Source organism: Pseudomonas aylmerensis, assembly GCF_001702265.1.
In the GTDB taxonomy this organism is placed as follows: Bacteria; Pseudomonadota; Gammaproteobacteria; order Pseudomonadales; family Pseudomonadaceae; genus Aquipseudomonas; species Aquipseudomonas aylmerensis.
This window is the reverse complement of record NZ_MAUE01000026.1, coordinates 100,025-125,469: the sequence shown is the minus strand read 5'-3', so window position 1 is coordinate 125,469 and position 25,445 is coordinate 100,025. Positions and strand designations below refer to the sequence as shown.

At 62.3% G+C, this 25,445-nt stretch carries 21 protein-coding genes and 1 pseudogene; 7 read left to right on the top strand and 15 right to left on the bottom strand.

Translation table 11 applies throughout. The features are described from left to right. Positions 1 to 39: 39 nt before the first annotated feature. Positions 40 to 1,104 carry a ComEC/Rec2 family competence protein gene (locus tag BBG20_RS18225; RefSeq protein WP_065905651.1) on the bottom strand — a complete coding sequence of 355 codons (1,065 nt, stop codon included), beginning with the start codon at positions 1,102 to 1,104 and terminating at the stop codon, positions 40 to 42. 160 nt (positions 1,105 to 1,264) lie between these two features. Here BBG20_RS18225 and BBG20_RS18220 point away from each other — a divergent pair, with 160 nt between their 5' ends. The 5 genes and pseudogenes from BBG20_RS18220 to BBG20_RS18200 all read left to right on the top strand — a co-directional run bounded on the left by BBG20_RS18220 (position 1,265) and on the right by BBG20_RS18200 (position 6,291). Continuing rightward, entirely contained in the window at positions 1,265 to 1,720 is a 456-nt protein-coding gene (locus BBG20_RS18220; protein WP_065905649.1) for a (2Fe-2S)-binding protein, read from the top strand. Next, complete coding sequence (locus BBG20_RS18215; protein WP_065905647.1) at positions 1,720 to 3,951, top strand: xanthine dehydrogenase family protein molybdopterin-binding subunit; 2,232 nt, start codon at positions 1,720 to 1,722, stop codon at positions 3,949 to 3,951. The genes BBG20_RS18220 and BBG20_RS18215 overlap by 1 nt, the downstream gene beginning before the upstream one ends. Before the next feature lie 16 nt (positions 3,952 to 3,967). Next, positions 3,968 to 5,308, top strand: a complete 1,341-nt coding sequence (locus BBG20_RS18210) for a c-type cytochrome (protein WP_065905645.1) — start codon at positions 3,968 to 3,970, stop codon at positions 5,306 to 5,308. A gap of 335 nt (positions 5,309 to 5,643) precedes the next feature. After that, positions 5,644 to 5,925: pseudogene (locus BBG20_RS18205) on the top strand (BrnT family toxin). 3 nt (positions 5,926 to 5,928) lie between these two features. Further along, the gene (locus BBG20_RS18200) at positions 5,929 to 6,291 is read left to right on the top strand and encodes a BrnA antitoxin family protein (protein ID WP_065905641.1); all 363 of its coding nucleotides are present in this window, start codon (positions 5,929 to 5,931) and stop codon (positions 6,289 to 6,291) included. Positions 6,292 to 6,373: 82 nt separating this feature from the next. Here the strand turns inward: BBG20_RS18200 and BBG20_RS18195 are convergent, their stop codons facing one another. The 6 genes from BBG20_RS18195 to pstS all read right to left on the bottom strand — a co-directional run bounded on the left by BBG20_RS18195 (position 6,374) and on the right by pstS (position 11,511). Continuing rightward, positions 6,374 to 6,961, bottom strand: a complete 588-nt coding sequence (locus BBG20_RS18195) for a hypothetical protein (protein ID WP_065905639.1) — start codon at positions 6,959 to 6,961, stop codon at positions 6,374 to 6,376. Further along, positions 6,961 to 7,659 (bottom strand): hypothetical protein, encoded by a 699-nt coding sequence (locus BBG20_RS18190; protein ID WP_065905637.1) that lies wholly within the window; start codon positions 7,657 to 7,659, stop codon positions 6,961 to 6,963. The genes BBG20_RS18195 and BBG20_RS18190 overlap by 1 nt, the downstream gene beginning before the upstream one ends. Positions 7,660 to 7,690: 31 nt before the next feature. Beyond that, a complete protein-coding gene (gene pstB / locus BBG20_RS18185) occupies positions 7,691 to 8,452 on the bottom strand; it encodes a phosphate ABC transporter ATP-binding protein PstB (RefSeq protein WP_065905635.1) in 762 nt (253 codons plus the stop codon). A gap of 76 nt (positions 8,453 to 8,528) precedes the next feature. Beyond that, the gene (gene pstA, locus BBG20_RS18180; protein WP_065905632.1) at positions 8,529 to 9,443 is read right to left on the bottom strand and encodes a phosphate ABC transporter permease PstA; all 915 of its coding nucleotides are present in this window, start codon (positions 9,441 to 9,443) and stop codon (positions 8,529 to 8,531) included. After that, a complete protein-coding gene (gene pstC, locus BBG20_RS18175; protein WP_065905630.1) occupies positions 9,443 to 10,408 on the bottom strand; it encodes a phosphate ABC transporter permease subunit PstC in 966 nt (321 codons plus the stop codon). The genes pstA and pstC overlap by 1 nt, the downstream gene beginning before the upstream one ends. Positions 10,409 to 10,482: 74 nt before the next feature. Then, positions 10,483 to 11,511: a phosphate ABC transporter substrate-binding protein PstS gene (gene pstS, locus BBG20_RS18170; protein WP_065905629.1), complete on the bottom strand. Its 1,029-nt coding sequence runs from the start codon at positions 11,509 to 11,511 to the stop codon at positions 10,483 to 10,485. A 305-nt stretch (positions 11,512 to 11,816) separates the two neighbouring features. On the opposite strand from pstS, the gene BBG20_RS18165 reads away from it, so the two are divergent. Together BBG20_RS18165 and BBG20_RS18160 are read left to right on the top strand one after the other, a co-directional pair. Then, positions 11,817 to 14,042 carry an ATP-binding protein gene (locus BBG20_RS18165; protein ID WP_065905628.1) on the top strand — a complete coding sequence of 742 codons (2,226 nt, stop codon included), beginning with the start codon at positions 11,817 to 11,819 and terminating at the stop codon, positions 14,040 to 14,042. Positions 14,043 to 14,240: 198 nt separating this feature from the next. After that, on the top strand, positions 14,241 to 15,227 hold the full coding sequence (locus tag BBG20_RS18160; protein ID WP_065906100.1) for a zinc-binding dehydrogenase: 987 nt from the start codon (positions 14,241 to 14,243) through the stop codon (positions 15,225 to 15,227). Here BBG20_RS18160 and BBG20_RS18155 read toward each other — a convergent pair. The 8 genes from BBG20_RS18155 to BBG20_RS18120 all read right to left on the bottom strand — a co-directional run bounded on the left by BBG20_RS18155 (position 15,224) and on the right by BBG20_RS18120 (position 25,256). After that, positions 15,224 to 15,898 (bottom strand): GntR family transcriptional regulator, encoded by a 675-nt coding sequence (locus BBG20_RS18155; RefSeq protein WP_226940005.1) that lies wholly within the window; start codon positions 15,896 to 15,898, stop codon positions 15,224 to 15,226. The genes BBG20_RS18160 and BBG20_RS18155 overlap by 4 nt on opposite strands. A 126-nt stretch (positions 15,899 to 16,024) precedes the next feature. Then, positions 16,025 to 17,080, bottom strand: coding sequence for an ABC transporter permease (locus BBG20_RS18150; RefSeq protein ID WP_065905626.1), 1,056 nt, complete (start codon positions 17,078 to 17,080; stop codon positions 16,025 to 16,027). Further along, on the bottom strand, positions 17,073 to 18,584 hold the full coding sequence (locus BBG20_RS18145) for a sugar ABC transporter ATP-binding protein (RefSeq protein WP_083221425.1): 1,512 nt from the start codon (positions 18,582 to 18,584) through the stop codon (positions 17,073 to 17,075). The genes BBG20_RS18150 and BBG20_RS18145 overlap by 8 nt, the downstream gene beginning before the upstream one ends. A gap of 67 nt (positions 18,585 to 18,651) precedes the next feature. After that, on the bottom strand, positions 18,652 to 19,887 hold the full coding sequence (locus BBG20_RS18140; RefSeq protein WP_107339022.1) for a sugar ABC transporter substrate-binding protein: 1,236 nt from the start codon (positions 19,885 to 19,887) through the stop codon (positions 18,652 to 18,654). A gap of 69 nt (positions 19,888 to 19,956) precedes the next feature. Beyond that, the gene (locus BBG20_RS18135) at positions 19,957 to 21,462 is read right to left on the bottom strand and encodes an aldehyde dehydrogenase (RefSeq protein ID WP_065905625.1); all 1,506 of its coding nucleotides are present in this window, start codon (positions 21,460 to 21,462) and stop codon (positions 19,957 to 19,959) included. A gap of 30 nt (positions 21,463 to 21,492) precedes the next feature. After that, positions 21,493 to 22,770, bottom strand: a complete 1,278-nt coding sequence (locus tag BBG20_RS18130) for a carbohydrate porin (protein WP_065905624.1) — start codon at positions 22,768 to 22,770, stop codon at positions 21,493 to 21,495. Positions 22,771 to 22,894: 124 nt separating this feature from the next. After that, complete coding sequence (locus BBG20_RS18125; RefSeq protein ID WP_065906094.1) at positions 22,895 to 24,067, bottom strand: iron-containing alcohol dehydrogenase; 1,173 nt, start codon at positions 24,065 to 24,067, stop codon at positions 22,895 to 22,897. A 43-nt stretch (positions 24,068 to 24,110) separates the two neighbouring features. Beyond that, the gene (locus BBG20_RS18120; protein WP_065906092.1) at positions 24,111 to 25,256 is read right to left on the bottom strand and encodes a glycerol dehydrogenase; all 1,146 of its coding nucleotides are present in this window, start codon (positions 25,254 to 25,256) and stop codon (positions 24,111 to 24,113) included. Between the last annotated feature and the right edge of the window lie 189 nt (positions 25,257 to 25,445).

Here is a 25,445-nt window from a genome sequence, read left to right as displayed (position 1 = left end):
TCATCGTTCAGTCAGGTCGAGAGGCTGGGTTTGTCGCCGTCAGGGCCTGAAGAGGTAGATTTCCTGATACCCCAGCCGGGTGTCATCGGTGACACGCAACAGGCGGCCACCGGCATAGGCGATGTCTGCCAGAACCGACGGGTGCGGATGCCCATGGCTGTTGCGCACTGCGTAAGAAATGACCGCGTTCACGCGAGGGCGGTGATTCAACCCGGGGTTATAAAAACGCGCACCTGCATTAGGCGCTGCGCCATGGTGCGGGACCACTACGGTTTGAGTCTGGGGAAGCTCGCGTTTGTAGTGCCGTTCAAAGTCCTGCCAGATGCCCGGCTCGCCCAACGTCGCATGCAGCCCACGGTTCCAGAAACGGAGCTTCCAGGTGTCATGGCGTCCTGCCGAGGAGGAACCGACGACCAGATTATCTTCATCGAGCATGACCGTGCCGGGCGCAGCACCGGTGCTTTCCAAGACCACCGACACAGGGTGTGGAAACTCTTGCGTCCGCGGCGGCTCAGACCGCTCGGCGTCTGGTGGCTCCCGTTGAGGATCATCGGAAAATACGCGCTCCTCGGTCTTTCGAGGGCCGGTTTTCACCATGGTGACGGGACGCTTCCAGAGCTTGCCAACCCCATTGGCCAGGCCGTGCAACTCCTTGAGAGTATCCTTATCAATGGCGTCGGCCTGGCTGGCAATGATCAGTGCCAACTCCTCGACACCCAGATAAGGCAGGACAATACGGTCCACCGCATAGCGTTTCACCAGGCTCTGCGCACCGTTCATATGATCGGCGTCAAAGTGAGACAGGACCATCAGGTCAAGAACCGCCTTATTCCCACCCGGCGCCCGCTTCGTCAAAGAAACCCGTTTCAACGCGTACTGGAACTCCGGGGATAGCTTCGCGTATTTCAATGCGCCGCAGTCGAAGACGTAGTCAAACCGGTGCCGCCCGGTCGCTGAAAATTCGACCGTTGCCGAATGAAACGAGCCTTGACCTACGCCGTGCTGAATCCGTGAGTGCCTGACGTACATGTCGTTGATACCCCTGAAATAAAGGGCAGGGATGGTAAGGTGGCAATTTAACATCGTCAACGCTGTGGCGGTCATGCAGCGGCCGCCCGGCCTTTTGTCTATTCCTGTTGATTACTTGCCTGATCCTCCGATTTATCGACCATCGGATACCTGGCCCCTTGCGCGGTGGTCTAGAGTTCGACAATGAGCGGCCATCCCAAAAAGGCCGCCACTACCGTCGATCAGCAGGTGAATCATGGAATTGCGAATCAACCAGAAGACCTATCAGGTCGATGCCGACGCGGACACCCCCTTGCTGTGGGTGATTCGCGATGACCTGGGGCTGACCGGCACCAAGTACGGCTGCGGCCTGGCGCAATGCGGCGCCTGTTCGGTGCTGGTGGACGGCAATGTAGTGCGCAGTTGCGTCACGCCGGTGGCTGGGGTGGTAGGCCGTGAGGTCACCACCATTGAGGCGATCGAGGACGATGAAGTGGGCAAGCGCGTGGTCGCCACCTGGGTCGAGTATCAGGTCGCGCAATGCGGTTATTGCCAGTCCGGGCAGGTGGTGGCAGCCACCGCGCTGCTCAAGCACACCCCCGCCCCCAGCGATGCGCAGATCGAAGCGGCGATGATCAACCTGTGCCGCTGCGGCACCTACAACGCTATCCACAGCGCCATGCAGGCGCTGGCCAAGCCGGAGAGCGCCTGATGAATACGCGCAATAAAATGCTCGAGCTGCCGCTGGGCGAGCCGGTCAACCTGTCGCGTCGGCACTTTCTGGTGGGCACGGCAGTGGGTGCGCTGGTGATCGGCTTTGGCCTGCCGCTGGGCTCGGCCAGGGTGCAAGCGGCCACGCCGGCCGAGCGCGGTACCCAAGTGCCGGCGTTTCTGGAAATTCGTCCGGACGGCAGCGTGCGCCTGCTCAGCCCCTTCATGGAAGGCGGCCAAGGCACTCACACCGCCATGGCGCAGATTGTTGGCGAAGAACTCGACGCCGACCCCGCCACCTTTATCGTCGAAGCCGCCCCGCCTGGCGAAGCCTATGTGGTGATGGAAAACGGCATGCGCATCACCGGCGGCAGTATGTCGGTGCGCATGAGCTACCCGACCATGCGCCGCCTGGGCGCCCTCGCCCGCGCCATGCTGCTGCAGGCCGGCGCCCAGCAGTTGGGTGTGCCGGTCGCCGAACTGACTACCCAACCGGGCCGCGTGGTACATGCCGCCTCCGGGCGTTCGCTGGGCTACGGCGAGCTGGCTGGCCGCGCGCTGGACATGCCGGTGCCCGACCCCGCCAGCATCACCCTGCGCGATCCGAGCCAGTTCCGCTGGATCGGCAAGCCGGTGAAACGCCTGGATGCCTACGACAAATCCACCGGCAAGGCGCAGTACAGCATCGACTTGAAGGTCGACGGCATGCTTCACGCCGCCGTGCAACATGCGCCGCGCCTGGGCATGACCGTCGGCAGCCTGCGCAATCAGGCGCAGGTCGAAGGCATGAAAGGCGTGCACTCCGTCCACACGCTGCCCGGCGCGGTGGCAGTGGTAGCCGAACGTTGGTGGCACGCCAAGCGCGCAGTCGAGGCGATCCAGGTCGATTGGCAAGAAGCTGCCGCCGATTCGAGCCTGCGCGTGATGCCGGCGAATTTTTCCAGCGACAAGCACCGTGACTTTCTCGCCACGCAGCAAGGCCCGTCGCGCGATGACGAGAACGAAGGCGACGTGGCCGCCGCACTCGCCAATGGCAAGACCCGCATTGAGGCCACCTACCACAACCAGTACGTCAACCATGCCCAGCTGGAGCCGCCGTCCGCCCTGGCGCGCTTCAACGCCGATGGTTCACTGGAGGTCTGGCTGCCCAACCAGGCGCCGGATATGTTTCGCGCCGACATCGCCAAGCGCACCGGCCTCGACCTTGCGCAGATCACCCTGCACTCGCCGCTGCTGGGCGGTTTTTTTGGCCGGCACTTCCTGTATGAATCGGCCAACCCTTATCCGCAGGCCATCACCTTGGCCAAGGCGGTCGGTCGGCCGGTCAAGCTGATCTGGAGCCGCGAGGAAGAATTCCTGCGCGATGTGTTGCGCCCGGTCGCGGTGGTCAAGTTCCGCGCGGCTCTGGATGACCAAGGCCTGCCGCTGGCGCTTGAAGCGGTAAGCGCCACCGAGGGCCCGACCGAAGGCCTGGCCGGCAAACAGGGTGACAAGATCGACCCTACCGCGTTGGAAGGGCTGTCGGGCAAGGCCTATGCGATTCCCAACAAGCGCATCGCGCAGATCTACGTGAAAGGCCCGGTGATGCTGGGCTATTGGCGTTCGGTGGGCAATTCGCTGAACGACTTTTTCTATGAAGCATTCCTCGATGAACTGGCGGACAAGGGCGGTCACGACCCGTACGAATTACGCCTGCACCTGCTGCGTGACAACCCGCGGCTGACCACGTTGCTGCAGGCGGTGGGCGAGCTGTCCGGTGGCTGGAAGCGCGGGCCCTACACCGCCGAAGATGGCACCCGGCGCGCGCGTGGCGTGGCCATGGCCTCGCCGTTCGGCTCGCATGCGGCGGTGGTCGCCGAAGTGTCGATCGACCAGGGCCAGGTCAAGGTGCATCACATCTGGGAAGCCATCGACCCCGGCAGCATCGTCAACCCGGCGATCATCGAGGCGCAAGTCAATGGCGCGGTGGCCCTGGGCTTGTCGCAGACCCTGCTGGAGGAAGCGGTGTACGTGGACGGCAAGCCACGGGCGCGCAACTACGACCTGTACCCGATCCTGCCGCCGTCGCGGATGGCGCAGGTGCATGTACGGATTGTCGAGAGCGGCGAAAAAATGGGCGGTATCGGCGAACCCCCGTTGCCGGCAGTGGCGCCAGCCGTGGCCAATGCGGTCGCACATTTGACCGGCCAGCGCATCCGCAGCCTGCCCTTGAGCCGCTATACCTTCAGTTGATCGACAAGGACCGCGCATGAACAACCCTCGCTTCGCAAGAACCGCAGGCTGGCTGTTGCTGGCCTGCCTGGTCGCAGCCGGCGTGCTGGCCTGGTACGTCACCCGCCAGCCCGCGACGCCCTTCGCACAGGAGTCGACCGCCAGTGCCGACCCCGCGCTGGTCAGCCGCGGCGAGTACGTCGCGCGCCTCAGCGACTGCGTGGCCTGCCACAGCCTGGCGGGCAAGGCACCTTTCTCCGGCGGCCTGGAGATGGCCACGCCGCTGGGCAACATCCACGCCACCAACATCACGCCTGACCGCGACGCCGGCATCGGCACCTACAGCCTGGCCGACTTCGACCGCGCGGTGCGCCACGGCGTGGCGCCGGGTGGCAAGCGCCTATACCCGGCCATGCCCTACCCTTCGTATGCCAAGCTCAGTGACGATGACATCCGCGCGCTGTATGCGTTTTTCATGCACGGCGTGCAACCGGACAAACAGGCGAATATCCCCAGCGACATCCCCTGGCCGCTCAACCTGCGCTGGCCCATCGCGTTGTGGAATGGCGTGTTCGCTCCCACCGCGCCTTATGCGGCCAAGCCCAATCAAGATGCGGTGTGGAACCGTGGCGCCTACATCGTCCAGGGCCCGGGCCATTGCGGCAGTTGTCACACGCCACGCGGCCTGGCTTTCAACGAGAAGGCCCTGGACGAGTCCGGTGCGCCGTACCTCGCCGGTGGCCTGCTCGATGGCTGGTACGCCCCGAGCCTGCGCCAGGATCACAACACCGGCCTGGGCCGCTGGAGCGAGGCGCACATCGTGCAATTCCTCAAGACCGGGCGCAATCAGCATGCGGTGGTCTATGGCTCGATGACCGAAGCCTTCAACAACTCCACGCAGTTCATGACAGACGACGACCTGGCCGCCATCGCCCGGTATCTCAAGTCACTGCCCGGCGACCCGCAGCGCGACGGCCCCCCGTGGCAATACGTGGCCGCTGATACCCGCCAGGACATTCCCGGCGCCCACACCTACGCGACCCGCTGCGCCGCCTGTCATGGCTCGGACGGCAAAGGCCAGCCCGAGTGGATGCCGCCGCTGGCCGGCGCCACCTCCGCCCTCGCCAAGGAAAACGCCTCGGCGATCAACATCACCCTCAACGGCTCGCAACGCATCGTCGCTGCCGGCGTGCCGGATGCCTACCGCATGCCGGCCTTTCGCGAGCAATTGTCCGATACGCAAATCGCTGAGGTGCTGACGTATGTGCGCAGCACGTGGGGCAACCACGCTGACGCAGTCGACGCCAAGGCCGTCGGCAAACTGCGCGGGCATACCGATCCGGCCAGTGCCAGTCCGATCATTTTGCAAATGCGCTGAAAGACGGCACCCCTCCCCCCTCCCTGGCGTGGTCACCGAAGTGAGCGCGCCAGGAACCCAATCGCCAGGTGAACACAAGCTGTCTTGAACGGGCTCAGCGCACGTTGACACTTCCCTGCGTTCGCCTGCTCCCGTTCGCCTCGTCTGACACACAAATCAGAACCCTTTTACGCAATGCACTCGCCATTGCGCACAGAAACAGGCGGGCAACCTCGGCAAGATCGAGACCCACCCCACCGCGCAGAACATGGCAAACATTGCGGTTATCAATGGCAGGCCATTTTCCTGACTGACGGTTTCTCCCTTGGCTTTTTTATACATATAAAGTATGCATAATGAGAACGTTCAGGATTCAATTTGATGAAGCGAAAAATATCGCCAATCAGCAAAAGCACAAAGGCATCAGCCTGGCCGACGCAGAACCCGTGTTCTACGACGAAGCGGCCCTGACGATATAAGACCACGATCATGACGAAGAACGCTGGGTGACCATCGGCACTGACGCGAAAGGACGCATTTTGGTAGTTGCTTATACCTACCGCGACCCACATTTCGTGCGCATTATCAGCGCCAGGCTTGCCTCAAGAAATGAACGGCGCCAGTACCTGGAGGCTTGAACCATGAAAGACGAATACGATTTCACCAACGGTAAGCGCGGTGCTGTCGCCAGCAACAAGGGCAAGACCCGCATCACCATAATGCTTGACGATGCAGTGATCGACGCTGCCCGTGAGCGTGCGCAAAGCGCCGGCACGGGCTATCAAACCGTAATCAACAACCTGTTGCGCCAGGCGTTGGTTTCACAGGAAGCGCACAACCTGGCGCCTGCCCCGAAGAAGCGGGCCAAACCCCTGAAAGTCCTCAATAGCGGTATCAGCCTGTCTGAGGTTGAAGCCCTGGAACAACAACTCATCGCGGTCGCCGGAGAATTGAATCGGGTGCTGGGCACCTCCAGATCGGCAAAATCCAAAGCAACGCTGTAAGTTGATTCACCCTGCCTAGGCTTGTGTAAGGCACCGGTCGCTGGCTGACGGTTTGGCCAACCCACGTTAGAGGGGATGGGTTTCACGACGAAAACACCTGCGGACGCCGCCGTGTCGGCGGCGCAAAGCTGAGCGGTTGCTGGCGGGCCAGTTGCGCCTGGACGTGCGCGACCGCGTCGAGCACGCGCTGTGCCCACTGCTCGTCCTGCGGGTCGACCACTACCACGCGAAAGCCGTGGTCATGGCCTTCACTGCGCACACCTTCGGAATCGTCGACGTGCAGGTCGATGTCGAAGGCCGGTGGAAATTTGGAGGGTGCGTTCGACAGCCCGCGCACGCTGAGCGCACGGTTGTGCAGCACGCTGTTGACCACGCCGTCGACACGAATGCCGTACAGCAACAGCCAACGCCGGATGTAGGACGGGGTCCGCCCGGACGAGGTATAGACCCAGATGCTGCAGCCTTGGCGGCGCAGTTCACGGGTCAGCGAGCGAGTCCCCACGCGCAGCGGTTCGCCCAGCCACCGATGGACACAGGCCGGCAGCCGGCTGTGTTCGACCGCACTGTGGTGAAGCTGGCAGGCCAGCGTGTCGTCGATGTCGAACGAAATGCGGATACGCGGGCGATTGAACAGACGCCGAACGCTGTCGAGCACTGGATACCCTCCCATCACAGGCCTCCTCGAGCAGCAGGCACGGGTGTGTCGCCCAGGAAGAACTCCCTGGGATCCGGGGCCTGATCTTCGAGGAATGCCGCGTATTTTTTCTTGATCTTGGGCAATTCGTACAGGGCCTTGACGCCATGCTTGGCGGAGTTGCGGATGACCGAGGACGGGTTGAAATAGCCCTCGGCGTTTTCCAGCGTGAGCACGAACGGCGGCAACCCCGCGCGCATCAGCAGGTAGCTGACAATCAGCGAACCACTGCGGTTATTGCCCTCGATGAACAATTGCGGCTTGCTGAGGATGCGCACGTAGACACCGGCTGCGCGCTTCCAGACCGACTCGCTGCGGTACGCGCAATACCAGTTGTACAAGTCCTTGATGCCACCCTCGACATTGTTGAAAAAGTGCTGCTCGGTCGCCGCCAGGTGCTGGGCGTATTCCAGCCGGCGCACCGGGTCCTTGCCGCAGAGCACGGTGGCATTGATCTCCAGCATCAGGTTGAGTTGCTGCAGGTCAAACAGGTCGACGCCGCGAGCGACATAGTCATCAATCAGGGCATAGCCTTCCAGTACATTTTCCAGCACCTCGTCCGTGAACGGATCGCGCGGCTCGGTAAAGTGGCGGCTGAGCTCGGCAAAGCGGCTCTGTACTTTACGCAGAGCGCGTTCGATCGCGGGCAAATCAAGACGACGTGTTGCAGACATTGGCAATCCTGGCAAACGGTGGAAAGGTCGATCAGCTGAACTTGCCGCTGATGTAGTCCTCGGTCATTTTTTCGCGTGGGCTGCCGAAAATCTGGGTGGTCGGGCCCATCTCTACCAGGTAGCCAGTACGCGTGCCCTGGGAAATATCCACCGAGAAGAACGCAGTGGTGTCAGCCACACGGATGGCCTGCTGCATGTTGTGGGTCACCAGCGCGATGGTGTAGTCCTTTTTCAACTCGACCATCAGCTCTTCAACCCGGCGCGTGGCGATCGGGTCGAGCGCCGAACACGGCTCGTCGAGCAACAGCACTTCCGGCTCGGTGGCGATGGCGCGGGCGATACACAGCCGTTGCTGCTGGCCGCCGGAAAGCGACAGGCCACTGACCTTGAGCTTGTCCTTGACCTCATCCCACAGCGCAGCGCCCTGCAGCGCATGCTTGACGCGATCGCCGAGGTCGCCCTTGTAGCGGTTGAGGCGCAGGCCAAACGCGACGTTGTCGAAGATGCTCATCGAAAACGGGTTCGGTTGCTGAAACACCATGCCGATATAGCGGCGCACGACCACCGGGTCCACGCCTTTGCCATACACGTCCTGCCCGAGGAAATGCACGTGCCCCTCGAAGCGGAAACCTTTGACCAGGTCATTCATCCGATTGAGGCTGCGCAGCACAGTACTCTTGCCGCAACCGGAAGGCCCGATAAAGCCGGTGATCTTGTTTTTCTCGATGGGTACGTGGCTGTCGCGCACGGCCATGAAGTTGCCGTAGAAAATCTTGTCGAGCTTGCAGTCCATGACCACAGGCGCCTGGGTGGTAAACGGAGCGGCTATTTGCGCAGTTGATACGTTCAAAATTCAGATGCTCCCTTGTTCAGTACTTGGGCTTGCCGAAAATGCGGCTGACAATGTTCACGACCAGCACGATCATCACCAACACCAGCGAAGCCGCCCATGCGAGTTCGAGCTGATTGTCGAAGGGCATGCCGGAGAAGTTGTAAATCAGTACGGCCAGCGATGCCGTCGGGTTCATCACCGCGAGGCTGCCGTCGTGGTAGATCCAGTAGTTGCTGAACAACGCGGTAAACAGCAATGGCGCGGTTTCGCCCGCAGCACGCGCAACGGCCAGCATCACGCCGGTGAGAATCGCCGGCATGCCGGTTGGCAAGATGATTTTCCAGATGACCTGCGAGCGCGTGCAGCCCATGCCGTAGGCGGCGTCCTTCATGATCTTGGGCACCATGCGCATCGACTCTTCAGCCGTCAGCACGACGATCGGCAGCATCAACACCGCCAGGGCAACGCCGCCGGCCGGTGACGAGTAGGTGCCGGTGGTCATCACCACCAGGGCGTAGGCGAACACGCCGGCCAGAATGGACGGCAGCCCGGTGAGCATCTTGGCGGCAAAGCGCGCGGCGTTCGCCAGCTTGCTGTCGGGCCCCAGTTCAGCGAGGAAGACGGCGGCCATGATGCCGACCGGCACGGCAATGGCGGCGGCAATGCCGACCATCACAAAGGTGCCGGCCATGGCGTTGCCGAAGCCGCCGCCAGTCTCGAAACCGGTAGGCGGCAATTCGGTGAACACTTCCAGGCTCAGCCGTGCCCCGCCGCGCGTGATCAGCATGTACAGCACGGAAATCAGCGGCACGCTGGCGATCAGCGCACCCGTCCACACCAACGTGGTCAGCACCAGGCTGCGCAGGGCGCGCCCTTCGAACTTGCGCTGCAGGCTGGGCATAGCGCCGGCTGGCGAGGTCAAGCTGCTGGCAGGCGAAGTGAGGTCAGTCATTATTTGTTCCCCCGCTGGGCGTAGAGCATGATCATGGAGCCGAGGATGTTCACCAGCAGCGTGATGAACATCAGCACCAGCGCGGCGTACATCAACACCTCGATTTCGTTGGGGCCGGCTTCGGGGAAGTTCAGCGCCAACAGCGCGGCCAGGGTGTTGGCCGGCGCAAACAGCGAGAGCGAAATGTTGTTCGCATTGCCCACCAGCATCGCCAGCGCCATGGTTTCACCCAGCGCGCGACCCAGGCCGAGGACCAGCGAGCCGAAAATGCCGGTCGCCGCCGAAGGCACCATCACCTTGAGAATCGCTTCCCAGTGGGTGGTGCCCATGCCGTAGGCGGCCTGCTTGGTTTTCATCGGCACGCCAGTGAGCGCGTCCTGCGACACTGCCGCAATCGTCGGCAGAATCATGATGGCCAGTACCAGCGCGGCCGGAAGCAACCCGGGCCCGCTCAGGGACGTGCCGAAAAAAGGAATCCAGCCCAGTTCGCTGTTCAGCCAGGCGGTGAGTGGCCGAATCGCCGGGATCACCACGTAGATCCCCCACAGGCCGTAAACCACGCTGGGGATGGCCGCGAGCAGCTCGACAATGGTGCGAAACACCGCTGCCAGCTTCGCCGGCAGGAAATCCTGGGTGAGGAAAATGGCCATGCTGACACCGAAGAAACCGGCGATCAGCAAGGCAATCAGGGCGCTGTACAGCGTGCCCCAAATGGCCGGCAGAATGCCGTACTTGCCTTGGTTAACGTCCCAGACACTGCCGAAAAGCACATCGAAACCGTGCTTTTCCATGCCCGGAAGGGCCTTGCGTCCCACCTCGAATACCAAGGCGAAGACCAACGCCAGAATCAGCACCACCCCAATTCGCGCAAGGGCACGGAAGGTGCGGTCAACCAGGAAATCCTTCGTGGAAGGCGGCTGGCAGGCAGAATCCGGGTTAACCGGTACGACAAAAGGTGTGTTCATTGGCTAATTCCGGAACAGGGGGGAAACTCCCTCGGCGCGGCTGGACGCACACACCGAGAGAGACCACACGGGTGTTACTGGATGTTGGCGGAAGCCTTGCGAACCTGATCGACAACCGATTGCGGCAGCGGGATGTAGCCCATCGAATCAGCGATCTTCTGCCCTTCGGTCAGGCTGTACTCGACCATTTCACGCATGGCCTTGGCCTTGGCCGGGTTGCCGTTGTCCTTGCGGAAGATCATCCAGGTGTAGGAGGTGATCGGGTAGGACTTGGCGCCATCCGGGTCCGGCAGCCAGGCCACCAGGCTTTCCGGCATTTTCACCGCGGCCAGAGCCTCGGCACCGCTTTCGGCGTTTGGCACGACGTAATGGCCGGCCTTGTTCTGCAACTGGGCGAAGTCAACCTTGGCCAGTTTGGCGAAGCCGTACTCGATGTAGCCGATGGCGCCCGGGGTCTGGCGTACAGTGGCGGTCACACCATCGTTCTTCGGCGACTTGATGAATTTGTCGCTGGCTGGCCAGTTGACGGTGTTGCCTTCACCCAGGTCCTTCTGGAACTGCGGGTTGATCGCCGCCAAGTGCTTGGTGAAGACGGCGGTGGTACCACTGGAATCAGCACGCACGACCACGGTGATTGGCGTGTCGGTGAGTTTCAGGTCCGGGTTGGCGGCGACGATCTGAGGGTCGTTCCACTTGGTGATCTTGCCCAGGAAGATGTTGGAATAAACCTCGCGTGGCAGCTTCAGGCCCTTGGGGTTGCCCGGCAGGTTATAGGCCAGCACGATTTCGCCCGCCGTCATCGGCAGCAACTGCACGCCTTCGGCGACCTTGGCGATGTCTTCGTCTTTCATCGCCGAGTCACTGGCGGCGAAATCGACGGTTTTATTCAGGAAGTCCTGCACACCTGCGCCGCTGCCCTTGGATTGGTAATCCACGGTGACACCCGCGCTTTTCTTGCTGAAATCCTTGAACCAGGTGAGGTAGATCGGTGCAGGGAAGCTGGCGCCTGAACCGGTCAGACGGACGTTCTCGGCAGCAAATACCGAGGTGGCCCCCAGCGAAACCGCAACGGCGAGTGCAGCAGACTTCATCAGACGTTTCATTCAGGAGAATCCTTGTAATTACGGGCTCCCGAACTGTGCAGCAGAGTTGTTACGTTTTTATGAAAGTTGAATGGCAAACCACGCGCTTGTCCCCATTTACCGTCTCAATGTGGCCTTTAGCGGTCATTGGTTCGTAACAAAATGCGACTAGGACGCTTCGCGCACCGCGCTGAAAAAGTAGCCAGCCCCCGAAAAGCCGGCTTTACTTCTCGCAAAGCCCCCTCTCCCCCCTGATTGAACCCTCTGGCGGGCGCGCGGGTCTTAGCGGCTTGGTTGCTCCCTCTCACACATCGATGGAAACAGCAGTGAAAGACCTGACTCGTGAAGAGCTGGAGGCGCAAGTCCTGCGCCTGCGTGCCCTGCTGACAGAGGCGGGCGTCGACCCCATGTCAGGCGCGCGTAGCGAAGATGTACCGCCGAATTCCTTCGAAGACACCCAGGCACGCTATCGCCAGGCGCTGCTCGACATGTCGAACATGCGCTCCGCGCACGTCGCATTGCGCCAGAGCGAAGAGCGTTTTCGCACCATCCTGGAGACGGTCGAGTCGGCGTTTGCCATCGTCAAGGTCAAGTTCGATGCCGATGATCGGCCGATCGACTACCGGTTTGTCGAGGCCAACCCGGCGTTCGAGCGCCAGGCCGGGGTCGACCTGCGCGGCAAGTGGGTCACCGAGTTCGCCCCCGACCTGGAAAGTTTCTGGTTCGAGACCTACGGGCACGTGGCCAAGACCGGCGAGCCAGCCACTTTCGAAAGCTACGCTGAAGCGTTCAAGCGCTGGTTCGACGTGCGCGCGGTGCGTGTCGGCGACCCGGCCGACCGGCAGATCGCGATTATCTTCAGTGATGTCACCGAGCGGCGCAACGCGCAGGAGCGCCTGCGCATCAGCGAAGCAGTGGCGCGGCAAAACGTCGAGCGCGTGCAACTGGCGCTGGCCGCCGGTGCGATCATCGGCACCTGGCATTGGGACCTGCCCAGCGACCGCTTCACCATCGACGACGCGTTCGCCCGCGCCTTTGGCGTGGACCCGGCCCTGGGCCATGAAGGCTTGAGCCTGGCGCAGGTGATCACCTCGGTGCACCCGGAAGACCGCGACGGGCTCACCACCGCCATCAATGCCGCGATTGCCCGCGGCGGCGCCTACGCGCACCAGTACCGCGTGCTTCGCGCCGACGGCAAATACTATTGGATCGAGGCCAACGGCCGGGTCGAACTTGCCGAAGATGGCACGCCCTTGACCTTGCCGGGCGTGGTCATCGACGTCGAGGGCCGGCGCTCCGTGGAAGCCGAGCGCGACCGCGCGACCGCCGCACTGCGCGCCCTCAACGAAACCCTCGAGCAACGCGTGGCCGAGCGCACCGTCGAGCTGATCCAGGCCGAGGAAAAACTGCGCCAGTCGCAGAAAATGGAAGCCGTGGGCCAACTGACCGGCGGCCTCGCCCATGACTTCAACAACTTGCTGGCGGGGATCTCCGGCGCACTCGAACTGACGGTGCTGCGCATCGCACAGGGTCGCTGGGCGGAAGTCGACAAGTACATCACCACCGCCCAGGGTGCGGCCAAGCGCGCGGCGGCGCTGACCCACCGTCTGCTCGCCTTCTCGCGCCGGCAGACCCTGGACCCACGGCCCACCGATGTGAACCTGCTGATGGACGACATGGGCGAGCTGATCCAGCGCACCGTGGGTCCCAGCATCAGCGTGGAAACCCTCGGCGCCAGTGGCGTATGGCCGACGCTGGTGGATGCCAGCCAGCTGGAAAACGCCCTGCTCAACCTGTGCATCAACGCCCGCGACGCCATGCCCGATGGTGGGCGCATCAGCATCGAGACCGCCAATGTGCGGGTGGACGCTGCCACTGCCAGCGCCCAAGACCTGAGCGCAGGGGAATATCTGACGCTGACGGTCACCGACACCGGTACCGGGATGACACCCGATGTCATGGCCAAGGCGTTCGACCCGTTCTTCACCACCAAACCCATCGGCCAGGGCACGGGCCTCGGGCTGTCGATGATCTATGGGTTCGCCAAACAGTCCGGCGGGCAGGCGCGCATTGCCTCCGAGGTCGGGCGCGGCACGGCCATCAGCCTTTACCTGCCACGTTATTATGGACAGACCATTGAGCCCACGCCCGAGCAGGACAGTACCAGTGCCGCACCGGCGGAGTACGGCGAGACCATCCTGATCGTCGACGATGAACCCAGTGTGCGCACGCTGTTGATGGATGTACTCGGCGGCCTCGACTACAGCCTGATCGAAGCGAGTGACAGCATTACCGGGCTCAAGATCCTGCGCTCCGACGTGCACATCGACCTGCTCATCACCGACGTCGGCCTGCCCGGCGGCATGAACGGACGCCAGATGGCCGACGCCGGCCGCGAAGTACGGCCCGCGCTGAAAACCCTGTTCATCACCGGCTACGCCGAAGGCGCCATCATTGGCGACACGCGTTTGGGGCCTGGCATGCAGATACTGACCAAGCCGTTTGCGCTGGACACGTTGACGGCGCGGGTGCGGGAGTTGATCGAGTCGTGAGCGTCACGCGATGTCGCCGGCCCCGCAGGTTACTGTGGCCGACAACCGCACATCCCCCGCCGCACACGCGGGAGGATCAGCACCGAGCCTTGAAGATTGTTGATTCTTTCTCACAACACTCATTCCAGAAGGCACATTTATCGCCAGCGCGTCCCAGGTGATACTGCGCGACTCTCGCCTTAGGGATAAACACTGATGATGAAGACAGATTTCGCTGCCTGGTCCTGGACTGCAGGTGCAGGGATCGACGGTTTGCAGCTGGTCCGCAAAAGCCTGGATCAGCCCGGACCGGGTGAGGTGCTCATCGCCAATCGTGCCATCGCCTTGAACCCGGTGGACTGGAAGATCATCGAGTGGGGTCATGCGGCGTGGAAAACCGGACATGTGCCGGGCGTGGATGGCATGGGCGTGGTGGTTGCAAGCGGTGCCGGAGTGCCGATCAAACCAGGTACGCGCGTGGCCTACCATCAGTCGCTGGATCGCGACGGCAGTTTTGCCGAGTTCTGCATACTCGATGCAGCGACGGTGATGACCGTGCCGGCGGCCCTCGATGATGCCTGGGCGGCCTCACTGCCCTGCCCCGGCTTGACGGCCTGGCAGGCGCTGGAAAAGATTCCGGGCAGTGCTGGCGAGGTGTTGGTGGTCGGCGCGGGCGGTGCGGTGGGCCTGCTGTTGGCGCAGTTGGCGGTACAGCGTGGGTTGCGTGTGTGGGCCACGGCGAGCACGGCTCATCATGCCCAGCTGAAGGCATTGGGCGTGGTCGGTGTATTCGATTACCGCGACGCCGGCTGGCAGCAGGCACTTCAGTCAGCCCTGGGCGAACGGCGCCTTGACGCCGTGTTCGACACCGTGAGCGGTGCGCATGCAGCCACACTCGCGCCCCTGCTCGGCTACAACGGGCACCTGGTGTGCATCCAGGACCGCCAGGAAAGCGCGCCATTGCCGGCTTTCAGCACTGCGATTTCACTGCACGAGGTGGCGCTCAACAGCTTTCACGCCTACGCCAGCCTGAGTGATCGGCAGGCCTTGCGCCAACACGGCGAACGGCTCCTCGACGCGGTCCTGAACGGCATACTGCGGGTACCTGGACAGCAGGTCTTCGACTTCCATGAGCTGCCGCAAGCGCTTCGTGCCCTCAAGCAAGGTTCCATCAGTGGCAAATGGGTAGCGCGCCTCGCCGACTAAACCTCGGCCAGGCTTTCCTTCTTCTCCAACCACTCGATCATCAACTCTCCCCAGGCGATATCGGCCTGCAGCGCGGCCTTGGCTTTGCCCGAGTCGCGCGTGCGCAGGCCTTCAAGCACTTCAAAGTGCTTATGCTGGGCGCTCGCCAGTTCCAATTTCGGCACTTCCGCGTGGAAGCGGCTGAGCAGCGGCCCCATGATGACCCACATGTTCTCCAGGGTCTTGGACACCACAGGCATGCGCGCCGCGCTGATCAGGCCGAAGTGAAACTCGCGGTTGAGCAATGCCGCCTGCCGATGGTCGACCGAAACCGCCTTCTGAAACGCATCCTGAATACCTTCAAGCTTGATCAGTTCCGGCACGGTAATGCGCTGCGCGGCGGCACCGGCGGCCTCACCCTCAAGCAGATGACGGATCAACTGGATTTCCCTGAGCTGGCTGACCGACAACTCCGGCACATAGATGGACGTCGCGGCCTTCATGTCCAGCGCATGGTCGCTGACCAGCCGGAAGATCGCCTCGCGCACCGGCGTGATCGAGACCCCGAACTCTTCGGCCAGGGTGCTGATGCGCAGGCGATCGCCGGGCTGGTATTGGCCGTCCATCAACGCCGTGCGAATAATGGAATACACCCGCTCACTCAAGTTGCCTTTATCAATGGGCTTATGCACGGTCACTGTTACTCGATCTCCATGGTCGATGACGTGCGCCCGGCAGGCCTCGACGCCTGCGGCAGGGGCGCAGATCACGCATCATACATCATCATTTTACCCCTGCCACTCCGGCAGGCGCGTCCTTCAAATCCGTGCGTCGCGCCGTCCTACGCCCTGCAACAGCACGGCAATCACGATAATCGCCCCCTTGATAATCTGCTGTGGGTAGGCCGGCACACTCAGCAGATTCATGATATTGCCGATCAGCCCCAGCACCAGCACGCCGACCACGGTGTAGAAAATCGTGCCTTTGCCGCCGCTCAGCAGCGCGCCGCCGATGACGCACGCCGCAATTGCATCGAGCTCCAGCGCCATGCCCGCGCTGGGCGCCGCAACACCCGAGCGCGACGCAATCACCACCCCGGCCAATGCCGCCAGCCCACCACAGATGCCATAGGCCGCCAACTTGTAGCGTTCCACCGCAATCCCGGCCAGGCGCACCGCGGTTTCGTTGCTGCCGCTGGCAATCGTCAGTCGTCCGTAGGTGTTGTAACGCAGGATCAGCGCAAAGATGACCGTCACCAGGATCGCCAGCCACACGGGCCAGGGAATGCCCAGTACGCCATCGGCCAGGCGCCCGAAATCGCGCAACCACTGGGCACTGGTCAGCTTGTCATCCAGCCGTTGCGGCTGTCCGTTCGACAAAATAAAGGCCAGGCCGCGCCCTACCGTCATCATCGCCAGCGTGGCGATAAAGGGTGCCATGCGGAAGTAGGCGATAAACGTGCCTGTCACCAAGCCCATCAAGACGCCGGATGCGACCGCGACCGTCACCGCCAGCAGCAGCCCAAGTCCCCCTTCGACCGGCATCACGTTCAGGGTCATGGCCACCACGATCCCGCCCACGGCAGCCACCGACGCCACGGACAAATCGATCCCCGCCGTCAGAATCACGATCAACATGCCGATGCTCACCAGCAACAGCGGCGTCAATTGGCGCAACAGGTTGCCGAGGTTCTGATAGGTGAAAAAATCCGCGGACAAGACGCTGGCGACAATCGCCAGCAGTACCAGCATCACCAGCGCGTTGTGCTCAAGAAACAGGCGTTGCAGTGAGCGCCGGTGCGCACGCCCGGCATCGGCGTGGCTGTCGTGTTGCAGCGGTTCGGCCGCGGCCAGTTTGTAATCAGGGTTATTCATGGTGCTCGACTCCCATCGCCAGGCAAATCATCTGTTGTTCTTTGATGCGCTCACCCACCAGCTCACCGGCGATCGCACCTTCGCGCATGACCACGACGCGGTCACACATACCGATCACTTCGATCATTTCCGAAGACACCATGATGATTGCCACCCCTTGCTCCGCAAGGGCGTTGATCACCCGGTAGATTTCGGTTTTCGCACCCACATCCACGCCGCGTGTCGGCTCATCGAGAATCAGCACGCGGCAACCCGCATCGACCCACTTCATCAGCGCGACTTTCTGCTGGTTGCCACCCGACAGGTCACCGACCCGTTGCTCGATGGAACGCGTCTTCACCGACAGTTGCTTGCGCAGGGCCTCGATGCCCTGGGTCTCCCTGCCGCTGGCGATCCAGCCCATGCGTCCGGTATAGGGGCTGGCGGGGCGCAGCGCGCCATTGACGCGGATCGACATTTCCAGCAGCACGCCCTGCTGCTTGCGGTCCTCGGGCAGCAGGCCAATGCCATTGGCGATGGCTTCGCGCGGCGTGCGGTTGTGCAGTTCGCGCCCATTCAAGCGCAGGGTCCCGGAGGTCTTGCGGTCGGCGCCGAAGATCGCGCGCATCGTCTCCGTGCGCCCTGCCCCCACCAGGCCGCAGAAGCCCAGTACTTCACCGGCACGCACGTTGAAGCTCACGTTGCGCACCAGCCGCCCGGCGCATAGCTGATCCACCTCCAACAGCACCTCGCCGATCTGCGCGTTGCGCGGCGGGAACAGGTCGCTGAGTTCACGGCCGATCATCATCTCGATCAGCCCGCGTTCGGTGACATCCGCCAGGGCCAGGGTGCCGACGGTCTTGCCATCCTTGAGCACTGTCGCGCGGTCACAGATGCGGAAAATCTCATCCATGCGGTGCGACACGTACACAATGCACACGCCCTTGCGGCGCAGCTCGTCGAGGATCTTGAAGAGCTTTTCCGCTTCATGCGAGGTCAGCACGGCGGTGGGCTCATCGAACACCAGCACCGAGGAATTGCGCGACAACGCCTTGCAGATTTCCACGGCCTGCTGGTACGCCACCGGCAAGCTGCCGACCGCTTGGCGCACGTCGATATCGCTGAAACCCAGTTCATCCAGAATCGCCCGGGCCTTTTTGCGCATCGCAGCCCACTGCACAACACCACGGCTCTTGCCCAGGTCGTCGATGCAGATGTTTTCCGCCACCGACAGGTGCGGGGCCAGGGCAAACTCCTGGTAGATGATCGAGATACCCAGCTTGAGTGCATCGCCCGGCTTGCGGATATCCACCGGTTCACCATTCAGGCTGACCGTGCCGGTATCCCGTACGTAGGCCCCGGCAAGGATTTTCATCAGGGTCGACTTGCCCGCGCCGTTCTCGCCCATCAACGCATGGATTTCCCCGGCATGTGCCGAAAACCCAGCGTTGCTCAGTGCACTGATGCCACCGAATTTCTTCGAGATATCGCGCATCTCTACGGCTGGTGTGTGCATCGCATTCATGTTCTTCACCCTCTATTGACTGTCGCCGAACAGCCCGCCCCCGTTGGCGCGAGCTGTTTGGCGGGCGTTACTTGAGGGCCGCCTTGATCTGCTCGATGGAGCGGAACGGCGGCACATTGTCGGTGGAGGGCGGCAGGCTGTCAGCCTTGATATAGGTGTCGACGTTGTCCGGTGTAATCAGCGTGACCGGGAAATACGACGCCAGCGGCAGGTTGTTGGCATCCAGGCCTTTGTCGAGGATCTGGTGAATCAGCTCAATCGCGGCCACGCCGGTTTCAGATCCGCTGTTGGTGGCACTCACCAGCAACTTGCCCTGCTTGATCAAGTCCAGCGCCACCCGGAAGTTGCCCGCGCCGGAGGCGACCGTCACCTGGGCTTTCTTGCCGGCGTTTTCCAGGGCGTTGATTGCACCGATGGCAATGAAGTCGTTTTCCGCCAGCACCAGGTTCAGCTTGTCACCCTGCGACGCCAGGATGTCTTCGGTGGCCGCAAGCCCGCCCTCTTCGGTCCAGTCACCCCGGCCCCAGGCCAACACGTTGAAACCACCTTCCGGCCAACTGAAACTGCCTTTGGCTTTGATCTGCTGGAACAACTTGAAGCCCTTGAGCATCGCGTCCTCCTTGGACAGGCCCAGCTTTCGCTCCTCGGAACGCGCGTAGACAATCCCGGAGATCATGCCGTTGAGCCGGCTTTCGGAGGTGGAGTTGCCCATCACACCGATGACCATGGCGGCGTTGATCACCTTGGCCGGGTCGGTCTTGGCGATCACATAGCGGCCCGCCTCGAAACCACTGCCGTAGGGGTTGCCGGTGCTGGTGGTGATTACCGGAGCCCGGGCATCTGGCGCAGTGCCCACGGTAATCACCGGAATCCCGGCCGCCACGGCGCGTTCCACATCCGACACCGAGCCGAGCACGTCGGTGGGATCGATCACGATCAGGTCGACGCCCAGGGTAATGAAGTTGTCGACCTGGGCGCTTTGTTTGGCGACGTCACTGTCCGCCACTTGCAGCTCGATATCGTAGTTGTACTTTTTCGCGATGGTTTTCGCGTCGTCGAGCATCGACACGAACCAGGGGTTGCCCAGGGTGATCTCGGTCCAGCCGATACGCAGGCGCTCGCCTTTCTTTTTCAACGGCAATGCCTTGTTGATCGCCGTGCGATCCGGCATGTCGGGGTCAATCACGCCCGACAGCGCGGTATTGGGCATCAAGCTGTAGATTTCATGCTTGCCGGCGGCCCAGGCCTGGCTGCCGATAAGGGCCGCCAGGGCGAAGGTGGTGATCAAACGCTTCTTCATCATTATTGTTCTCCAGTGCGCTGATGGGATCGGTGATGCCGGCGCCGTCCTCGACAGCGCCGTGGTGTGGGCTCAGGCCTGTAAATCGATCCAGGCCGACTTGAGTTCGGAGTACTTGTCCAAGGCATGCAGCGAACGGTCGCGACCGTTGCCCGACTGCTTGTAGCCGCCAAACGGCATGGTGATGTCGCCGCCGTCGAAGCAGTTGACCCACACACTGCCGGCGCGCAGGGCGCGGATCATCGAGTGGGCGCGACTGAGGTTGCTGGTCCACAGGCTGGCAGCCAGGCCATAGGGCGAGTCATTGGCGATGTGCACCGCGTGCAGGTGATCCGTGGCGGTGATCACCGACAGGACCGGCCCGAAGATCTCTTCGCGGGCAATGGTCATGTCGTTGGTGACGTTGTCGAAGATCGTCGGCGGGATGAAGAACCCGTCGGCCAGGGCGCCACCGGCACGTTCACCGCCGAGGATGATCTGCGCGCCCTCCTCTGCACCGGTGCGGATGTAGCCGAGCACGCGGTCCATTTGCGCCTTGTCGACCATGGCGCCCAGTTGCGTGGCCGGATCGAGAGGGTCACCGACGCTGATACCGCGCGCGACCTTCAGGACCTCGGCGACGAATTCGGAACGGATACCCGCCTCGACGATCAGCCGCGAAGGCGCTACGCAGACTTCACCCTGGTTGAAAAACATCGATTTCGCGGCGGTGGCCGCTGCTTTTTCCAGGTCGTGGCAGTCATTGAGGATGATGTTCGGGGTCTTGCCGCCGCACTCCAGCCAGACCCGCTTCATGTTCGATTGCCCCGCGTACTGCAGGAACAATTTGCCGACTTCGCCGGAGCCGGTGAACACCAGCGTGTCCACATCCATATGCAGGCCCAGCGCGCGGCCAGCGGTAGGGCCGAAACCCGGCAGCACGTTGAACACGCCTGGCGGAATGCCCGCTTCGGCCGCAAGCGCGGCGATGCGCAGCGCGGTCAAGGGCGATTGCTCGGCCGGCTTGAGGATCACCGAATTACCCATCGCCAGGGCCGGCGCTACCTTCCACATGGCCATCAGCATCGGGAAGTTCCAGGGCGTGACCGCCGCCACCACGCCGATGGCTTCGCGGGTGATCATGCCCAGTGCACCCGGCCCGGAGGGCGCGATTTCGTCGTAGACCTTGTCACAGCATTCGGCGTACCACTGCAGGCATTCGAGTACCGCGTGCACGTCAAAACCACTGCTTTCCGCGACCGGCTTGCCCATGTCCAGGGTTTCGAGCAGGGCCAGCTCAGTCATGTGCTGCTCGAACAGCGCGGCGAAGCGCAGCATGACTTTCTTGCGCTCCTTGGGCGGACGCTGCGACCACACGCCACTGTCGAACGCCTGGCGCGCCACCTGGACGGCAACGTCGACGTCTTCGGCCTGGCAGGACGCGACGTGATTGAGCACCTGGCCGTTGCGCGGAGAGATATTGGCGAAGGTCTCGCCGCTCAGTGCATCGACAAAGCGGCCATTGATGAAGGCCTGGCCTGGCAGGTCCAGGGCGGCGACACGCTGCTGGACCGCAGCGATATCCACGAGTGTATTCATGCTGTTGTATCTCCTGTCTGGTTCAAGGGGTTAGAAGCTGACTTCGGTTTTCAGGCCGAACACCACCACGCTCTTGTCCCCGCTCAATCCGCCGGGGTTGACCACGTATTGCACGTTGGGCCGCAGTGTCAGGGCCGGGGTCACGCTGACGCCGTAGTACAGCTCCATCGGGTATTCGGTGTGCGGTGCCGCCACGGTGTAGCCACTGGTCTGGCGGATGCGCCTGGCGGATTTTTCATTCACTTCCAGGCGGCCCAGCGCCAGGCCGATTTCATCCTGCGGACGTGCGGCAAACGGACCGCTGATAAAGGCACCGGCATGCCAGACGTTTTCCACGTAGGACACGTCGCGGTCCGACTGAATGAAGTTGGCAAACAGATTGAGGCCGCGGGCACTGTTGTCCGGGTCCTGGTACACGCGTTGGTCGACCATGGCGTAGAAGCCGCGGGCTGAATCGTGCTGGTCGGGGGCTTTGCCGGTCAGGCCGATCGGCTGGCCATCGAGATCGCGGTACACGTCGTTGAAATCACCGGCGTTGCGCCAGACGCCCACGCGGTACGTGCCAGGCAGGCCGTTGAGCCTCGGCGTCCAGGCCAGTTCGCCCACGGCGAGGTAGCCGGTAGTGCCCGAGGGGCTGCCGAAATTCAGGCCCTGGCCGTTCTCGGTAAAGCGCGGATTGACCTGATACAGCGAGGCGTTGACGGTCAGCTCATCGATCAACTTGCCCGCCACCGCCGCGCCCCACTGGCTGACCGGCCAGGTAAACCAGTTGGGGGTGATGTAGCCCGGTACCGTGCCGCAGAACGTCAGGTTCTGGAACTTGCAGGAAAACGGGAACACATCGCCGCTCATGGGCAAGCGGCCGAGCTTGACCACCAGTCGGTCGTCGAGCAGTTGCTGCTGGTAATAGAACTGCACCAGCCGCGTGACGCTGCCGTAGCCGTAGATTTCCTGGGCGGCCAGCAAGGTATGAGTGCCCGCCTCTGCCGTCAGGCTTTCGCCATTGCGGTTGCTGAAGGTCATGCGAAAACTCGCCCCCTGCCAACCGAGCAGCTTTTGCAGGTCGAAGTTGCTGTCGATCATCAACTGATCGCTGTAGGTGCCTTTGTGCGTGTCGCCGCCCTGGGTGTTGTAGGCCAGCTCGTTGACGTACGTCAGCTGGAAGTCCACTCCCTGCTCATGCAGGCGCGTGCGTTCACCGTTCCAGTCGCCAAGCAGAAAGTTGTCCGGCGAATAACTGGCGGCAAACACGCCAGGGCCTACACACGCACTTAGAAGTCCTGCGGCAACGATGGTTTTATTGGTCATTGTCAGTGTTCCCGAAACTGTTTTTATTGTTGGTTTTAGTGTTTTTCGAGCATGCAGAATCCCGCCAACCCAACTGACGGGTCGGTGAAGCAACAGCGTTAACGCGGTGTGACTGAAAAGTCGGTTAGAAGCACATCCTCACGATGGCGGCGACCTCCTCCTGGTTGTTGATCGGCTTAGGGTGGCAGGCCAGGTCCTGGTTGAAACTGGTCCAGACGGTGTGGGCAAATTCATCGACTTGCTCAGGGCGCAAACCGTAGCTGCAAAACGTGTCGGTGACCCCCAGGGTGGTGAAGAGCTGTTCGAGGATTACGGGCAGGCGCTCGGCGCGCTCGTTGACCGACAAGCCCAGGGTTTCCGGGCACAGGATCCCGGCCACGGTGGCAAACTTTTCGGCGGCGACCGGCAAGGTCCAGCGGATGACATGCGGGGTGCTCGCCGCCACCGTGCCGCCATGGGGCGCGTCGGTCATTGCGCCCAAGGGCTGGCCCAAGGCATGGGACACGGTCACCCCGGCACCGGCGATAGCCATGCCGCCAAGGGTCGAGGCAAATGCCATGTTGGCGCGTGCCTCCAGGTCAGTGCCGTGCTCCACGCAGCGCTGGGCATTCGCCGCAAACAGGCGGATGGCTTGCAAGGCCACCATTTCCACCCAGGGTGTGCAATGGATGCTGATATAGGCTTCGAGCGCATGGCAGAAGGTATCGACCGCCGTCAGTGCGGTGAGTTTGGGCGGTTTCGACACCAGGATCTGCGGGTCGATCAACGCGACGTCAGGGTAGATGAACGGGTTGACGATGGCGCACTTGAGGCCCAGCTCGGGGTTGTTGATCACCGCAAAAGGCGTGGCTTCGGTGCCAGTACCGGAGGTGGTCGGCACCACCAGCAGCGGCAGGCCACGGCGTTGCGGGCGGCGTACCTCTTCGCCGAGGCGCTCGGTGTAATCCCAGCAATTGCCACCGTGCACGGCGACGAACGCCACGGCCTTGGCCGAATCGATCGCACTGCCGCCACCCATGGCCACGACCACGTCGCAGCCTGCGCGAAGCACTTGATCGACCGCGCGATCAATCGTGGTGTGACGGGGGTTGGGCACGATGTCGTAGAACTCGAGATATTCGATACCGCGCTCGATAAAGCTGGCAGTAACCTGCGCGACCCACTCGCTGCCTTCGAGAAACGGGTCGACCATCAGGAACACCTTGGTGCCGAACGGCGCGACTTTGTCGCCCATGCGCCGGATCGCGCCGACCTCGAAGTCCAGGGTGAGAGGCAGACTTGCCTGAAATGCGTTCATCAGTTCACCTTTGTTCTTATTGGAATGTGTGACCGGCCCGGCCTTATCGCAGCGCGCCGCCATATTTGTACAACTCGCCCAGATCGCTGGCGGCAATCAGCGCAGCTCTCATCTCATCGACAGTCACGGCGAAGGGCTCGACGTTGCTGGTCTGGTTCGGGTCGGCCGCGGTGCGGGCCACAGCATCGAGTTCCTGCGCGGTGATATCGGCCAGGCCGAGGTCGCCGAAGGTCACCGGCAAACCAATGCTCAGGCAAAAGCGCAACACGGCATCCAGTTCACCGCTGGTTTTGCCTTCCAGTACCAGCATCACCAGCGTGCCGAACGCCACGTACTCACCGTGGTACATCGTGGCGCGCAGGCCCAACTCACTGAAACCGCAATACACCGCGTGGGCGGTGGCGACGCCATTGCTTTCAAAGCCGATGCCGCTCATCAAGGCGTTGGCTTCCACCACGCGGTTGAAGGCCTTGGTCACGCAGCGCTGCTCGGCGGCGCGCTTGGCTTGCACGCCGTCTTCAAGCAGGACGCGGTAGCACAGCTCGGCAATCGCCATCGAGGTCAGCGTGGCCTTGGCCCCGCCGCCGCCCTCCTTCATGCCGCCGCCGGCATTGCCGAGAAAGTTGTCGCGGTAGCCTTCAACACAGGTGCGGGCTTCGAAATACGTCGACAGCGCATCGCCCATGCCGGCTACCAGCAGGCGCACCGGGGCCTGGGCGATGATCCAGGTGTCAACCACCACCACATCCGGGCTGCGCTGGAAAAACAGCACGTCGTCAAACGCGCCGGCTTCGGTGTACAGCACCGACAGCGAACTGGTGGGCGCGTCGTTGGAAACCACCGTCGGCACGATGCACAACGGCACCCGCGCCTGATTGGCGAGCGCCTTGGCAGCATCGAGCACTTTGCCACCGCCGATACCGATCACACCGTCGCACTCAAGCCCCTGCATCAACACCGCCAAGCGCTGGATTTCCTGGCGGGTCACTTCGCCGGAAAAAATCCCGTAGTGAAGCGCGGTGCGGGTGCTGGCGAAGCTGCTTTCCAGGGTTGGCTTCAGGCTGTCCAGGCGGCCCTGGGTGGTGATCACCATGAGGCGGCGACCGAACCAGGCGACGTGCAGTGCCAGGCGGTCGAGTTCTTTGTAGCCCTGGATATAACGACCAGGTGCGGCAAATATCTGGGTCATCTCAATGTTCATCCTGGCCCCATCAAGGAGGCTTTTTGTTATTGCTTTGAGGACGTGGTCGAGGAGCAATACCGTCGACGGATCGATGATATATCATATTTAATTTTTTACTGCCAACCGCTTTTTCGAATGAAAAACCGCCGTGAAAGACAGGGATTGACGCTTGGGGGGATCGAAGATATATGATGC

What these genes read in the sequence shown, in the direction of transcription:
- BBG20_RS18225 (WP_065905651.1), bottom strand. Translation starts at nt 1,104, where the DNA reads ATGACCGCCACAGCGTTGACGATGTTAAATTGCCACCTTACCATCCCT.
- BBG20_RS18220 (WP_065905649.1), top strand. Translation starts at nt 1,265, where the DNA reads ATGGAATTGCGAATCAACCAGAAGACCTATCAGGTCGATGCCGACGCG.
- BBG20_RS18215 (WP_065905647.1), top strand. Translation starts at nt 1,720, where the DNA reads ATGAATACGCGCAATAAAATGCTCGAGCTGCCGCTGGGCGAGCCGGTC.
- BBG20_RS18210 (WP_065905645.1), top strand. Translation starts at nt 3,968, where the DNA reads ATGAACAACCCTCGCTTCGCAAGAACCGCAGGCTGGCTGTTGCTGGCC.
- BBG20_RS18200 (WP_065905641.1), top strand. Translation starts at nt 5,929, where the DNA reads ATGAAAGACGAATACGATTTCACCAACGGTAAGCGCGGTGCTGTCGCC.
- BBG20_RS18195 (WP_065905639.1), bottom strand. Translation starts at nt 6,961, where the DNA reads ATGGGAGGGTATCCAGTGCTCGACAGCGTTCGGCGTCTGTTCAATCGC.
- BBG20_RS18190 (WP_065905637.1), bottom strand. Translation starts at nt 7,659, where the DNA reads ATGTCTGCAACACGTCGTCTTGATTTGCCCGCGATCGAACGCGCTCTG.
- pstB (WP_065905635.1), bottom strand. Translation starts at nt 8,452, where the DNA reads ATGGACTGCAAGCTCGACAAGATTTTCTACGGCAACTTCATGGCCGTG.
- pstA (WP_065905632.1), bottom strand. Translation starts at nt 9,443, where the DNA reads ATGACTGACCTCACTTCGCCTGCCAGCAGCTTGACCTCGCCAGCCGGC.
- pstC (WP_065905630.1), bottom strand. Translation starts at nt 10,408, where the DNA reads ATGAACACACCTTTTGTCGTACCGGTTAACCCGGATTCTGCCTGCCAG.
- pstS (WP_065905629.1), bottom strand. Translation starts at nt 11,511, where the DNA reads ATGAAACGTCTGATGAAGTCTGCTGCACTCGCCGTTGCGGTTTCGCTG.
- BBG20_RS18160 (WP_065906100.1), top strand. Translation starts at nt 14,241, where the DNA reads ATGAAGACAGATTTCGCTGCCTGGTCCTGGACTGCAGGTGCAGGGATC.
- BBG20_RS18150 (WP_065905626.1), bottom strand. Translation starts at nt 17,080, where the DNA reads ATGAATAACCCTGATTACAAACTGGCCGCGGCCGAACCGCTGCAACAC.
- BBG20_RS18145 (WP_083221425.1), bottom strand. Translation starts at nt 18,584, where the DNA reads ATGAATGCGATGCACACACCAGCCGTAGAGATGCGCGATATCTCGAAG.
- BBG20_RS18140 (WP_107339022.1), bottom strand. Translation starts at nt 19,887, where the DNA reads ATGATGAAGAAGCGTTTGATCACCACCTTCGCCCTGGCGGCCCTTATC.
- BBG20_RS18135 (WP_065905625.1), bottom strand. Translation starts at nt 21,462, where the DNA reads ATGAATACACTCGTGGATATCGCTGCGGTCCAGCAGCGTGTCGCCGCC.
- BBG20_RS18130 (WP_065905624.1), bottom strand. Translation starts at nt 22,770, where the DNA reads ATGACCAATAAAACCATCGTTGCCGCAGGACTTCTAAGTGCGTGTGTA.
- BBG20_RS18125 (WP_065906094.1), bottom strand. Translation starts at nt 24,067, where the DNA reads ATGAACGCATTTCAGGCAAGTCTGCCTCTCACCCTGGACTTCGAGGTC.
- BBG20_RS18120 (WP_065906092.1), bottom strand. Translation starts at nt 25,256, where the DNA reads ATGACCCAGATATTTGCCGCACCTGGTCGTTATATCCAGGGCTACAAA.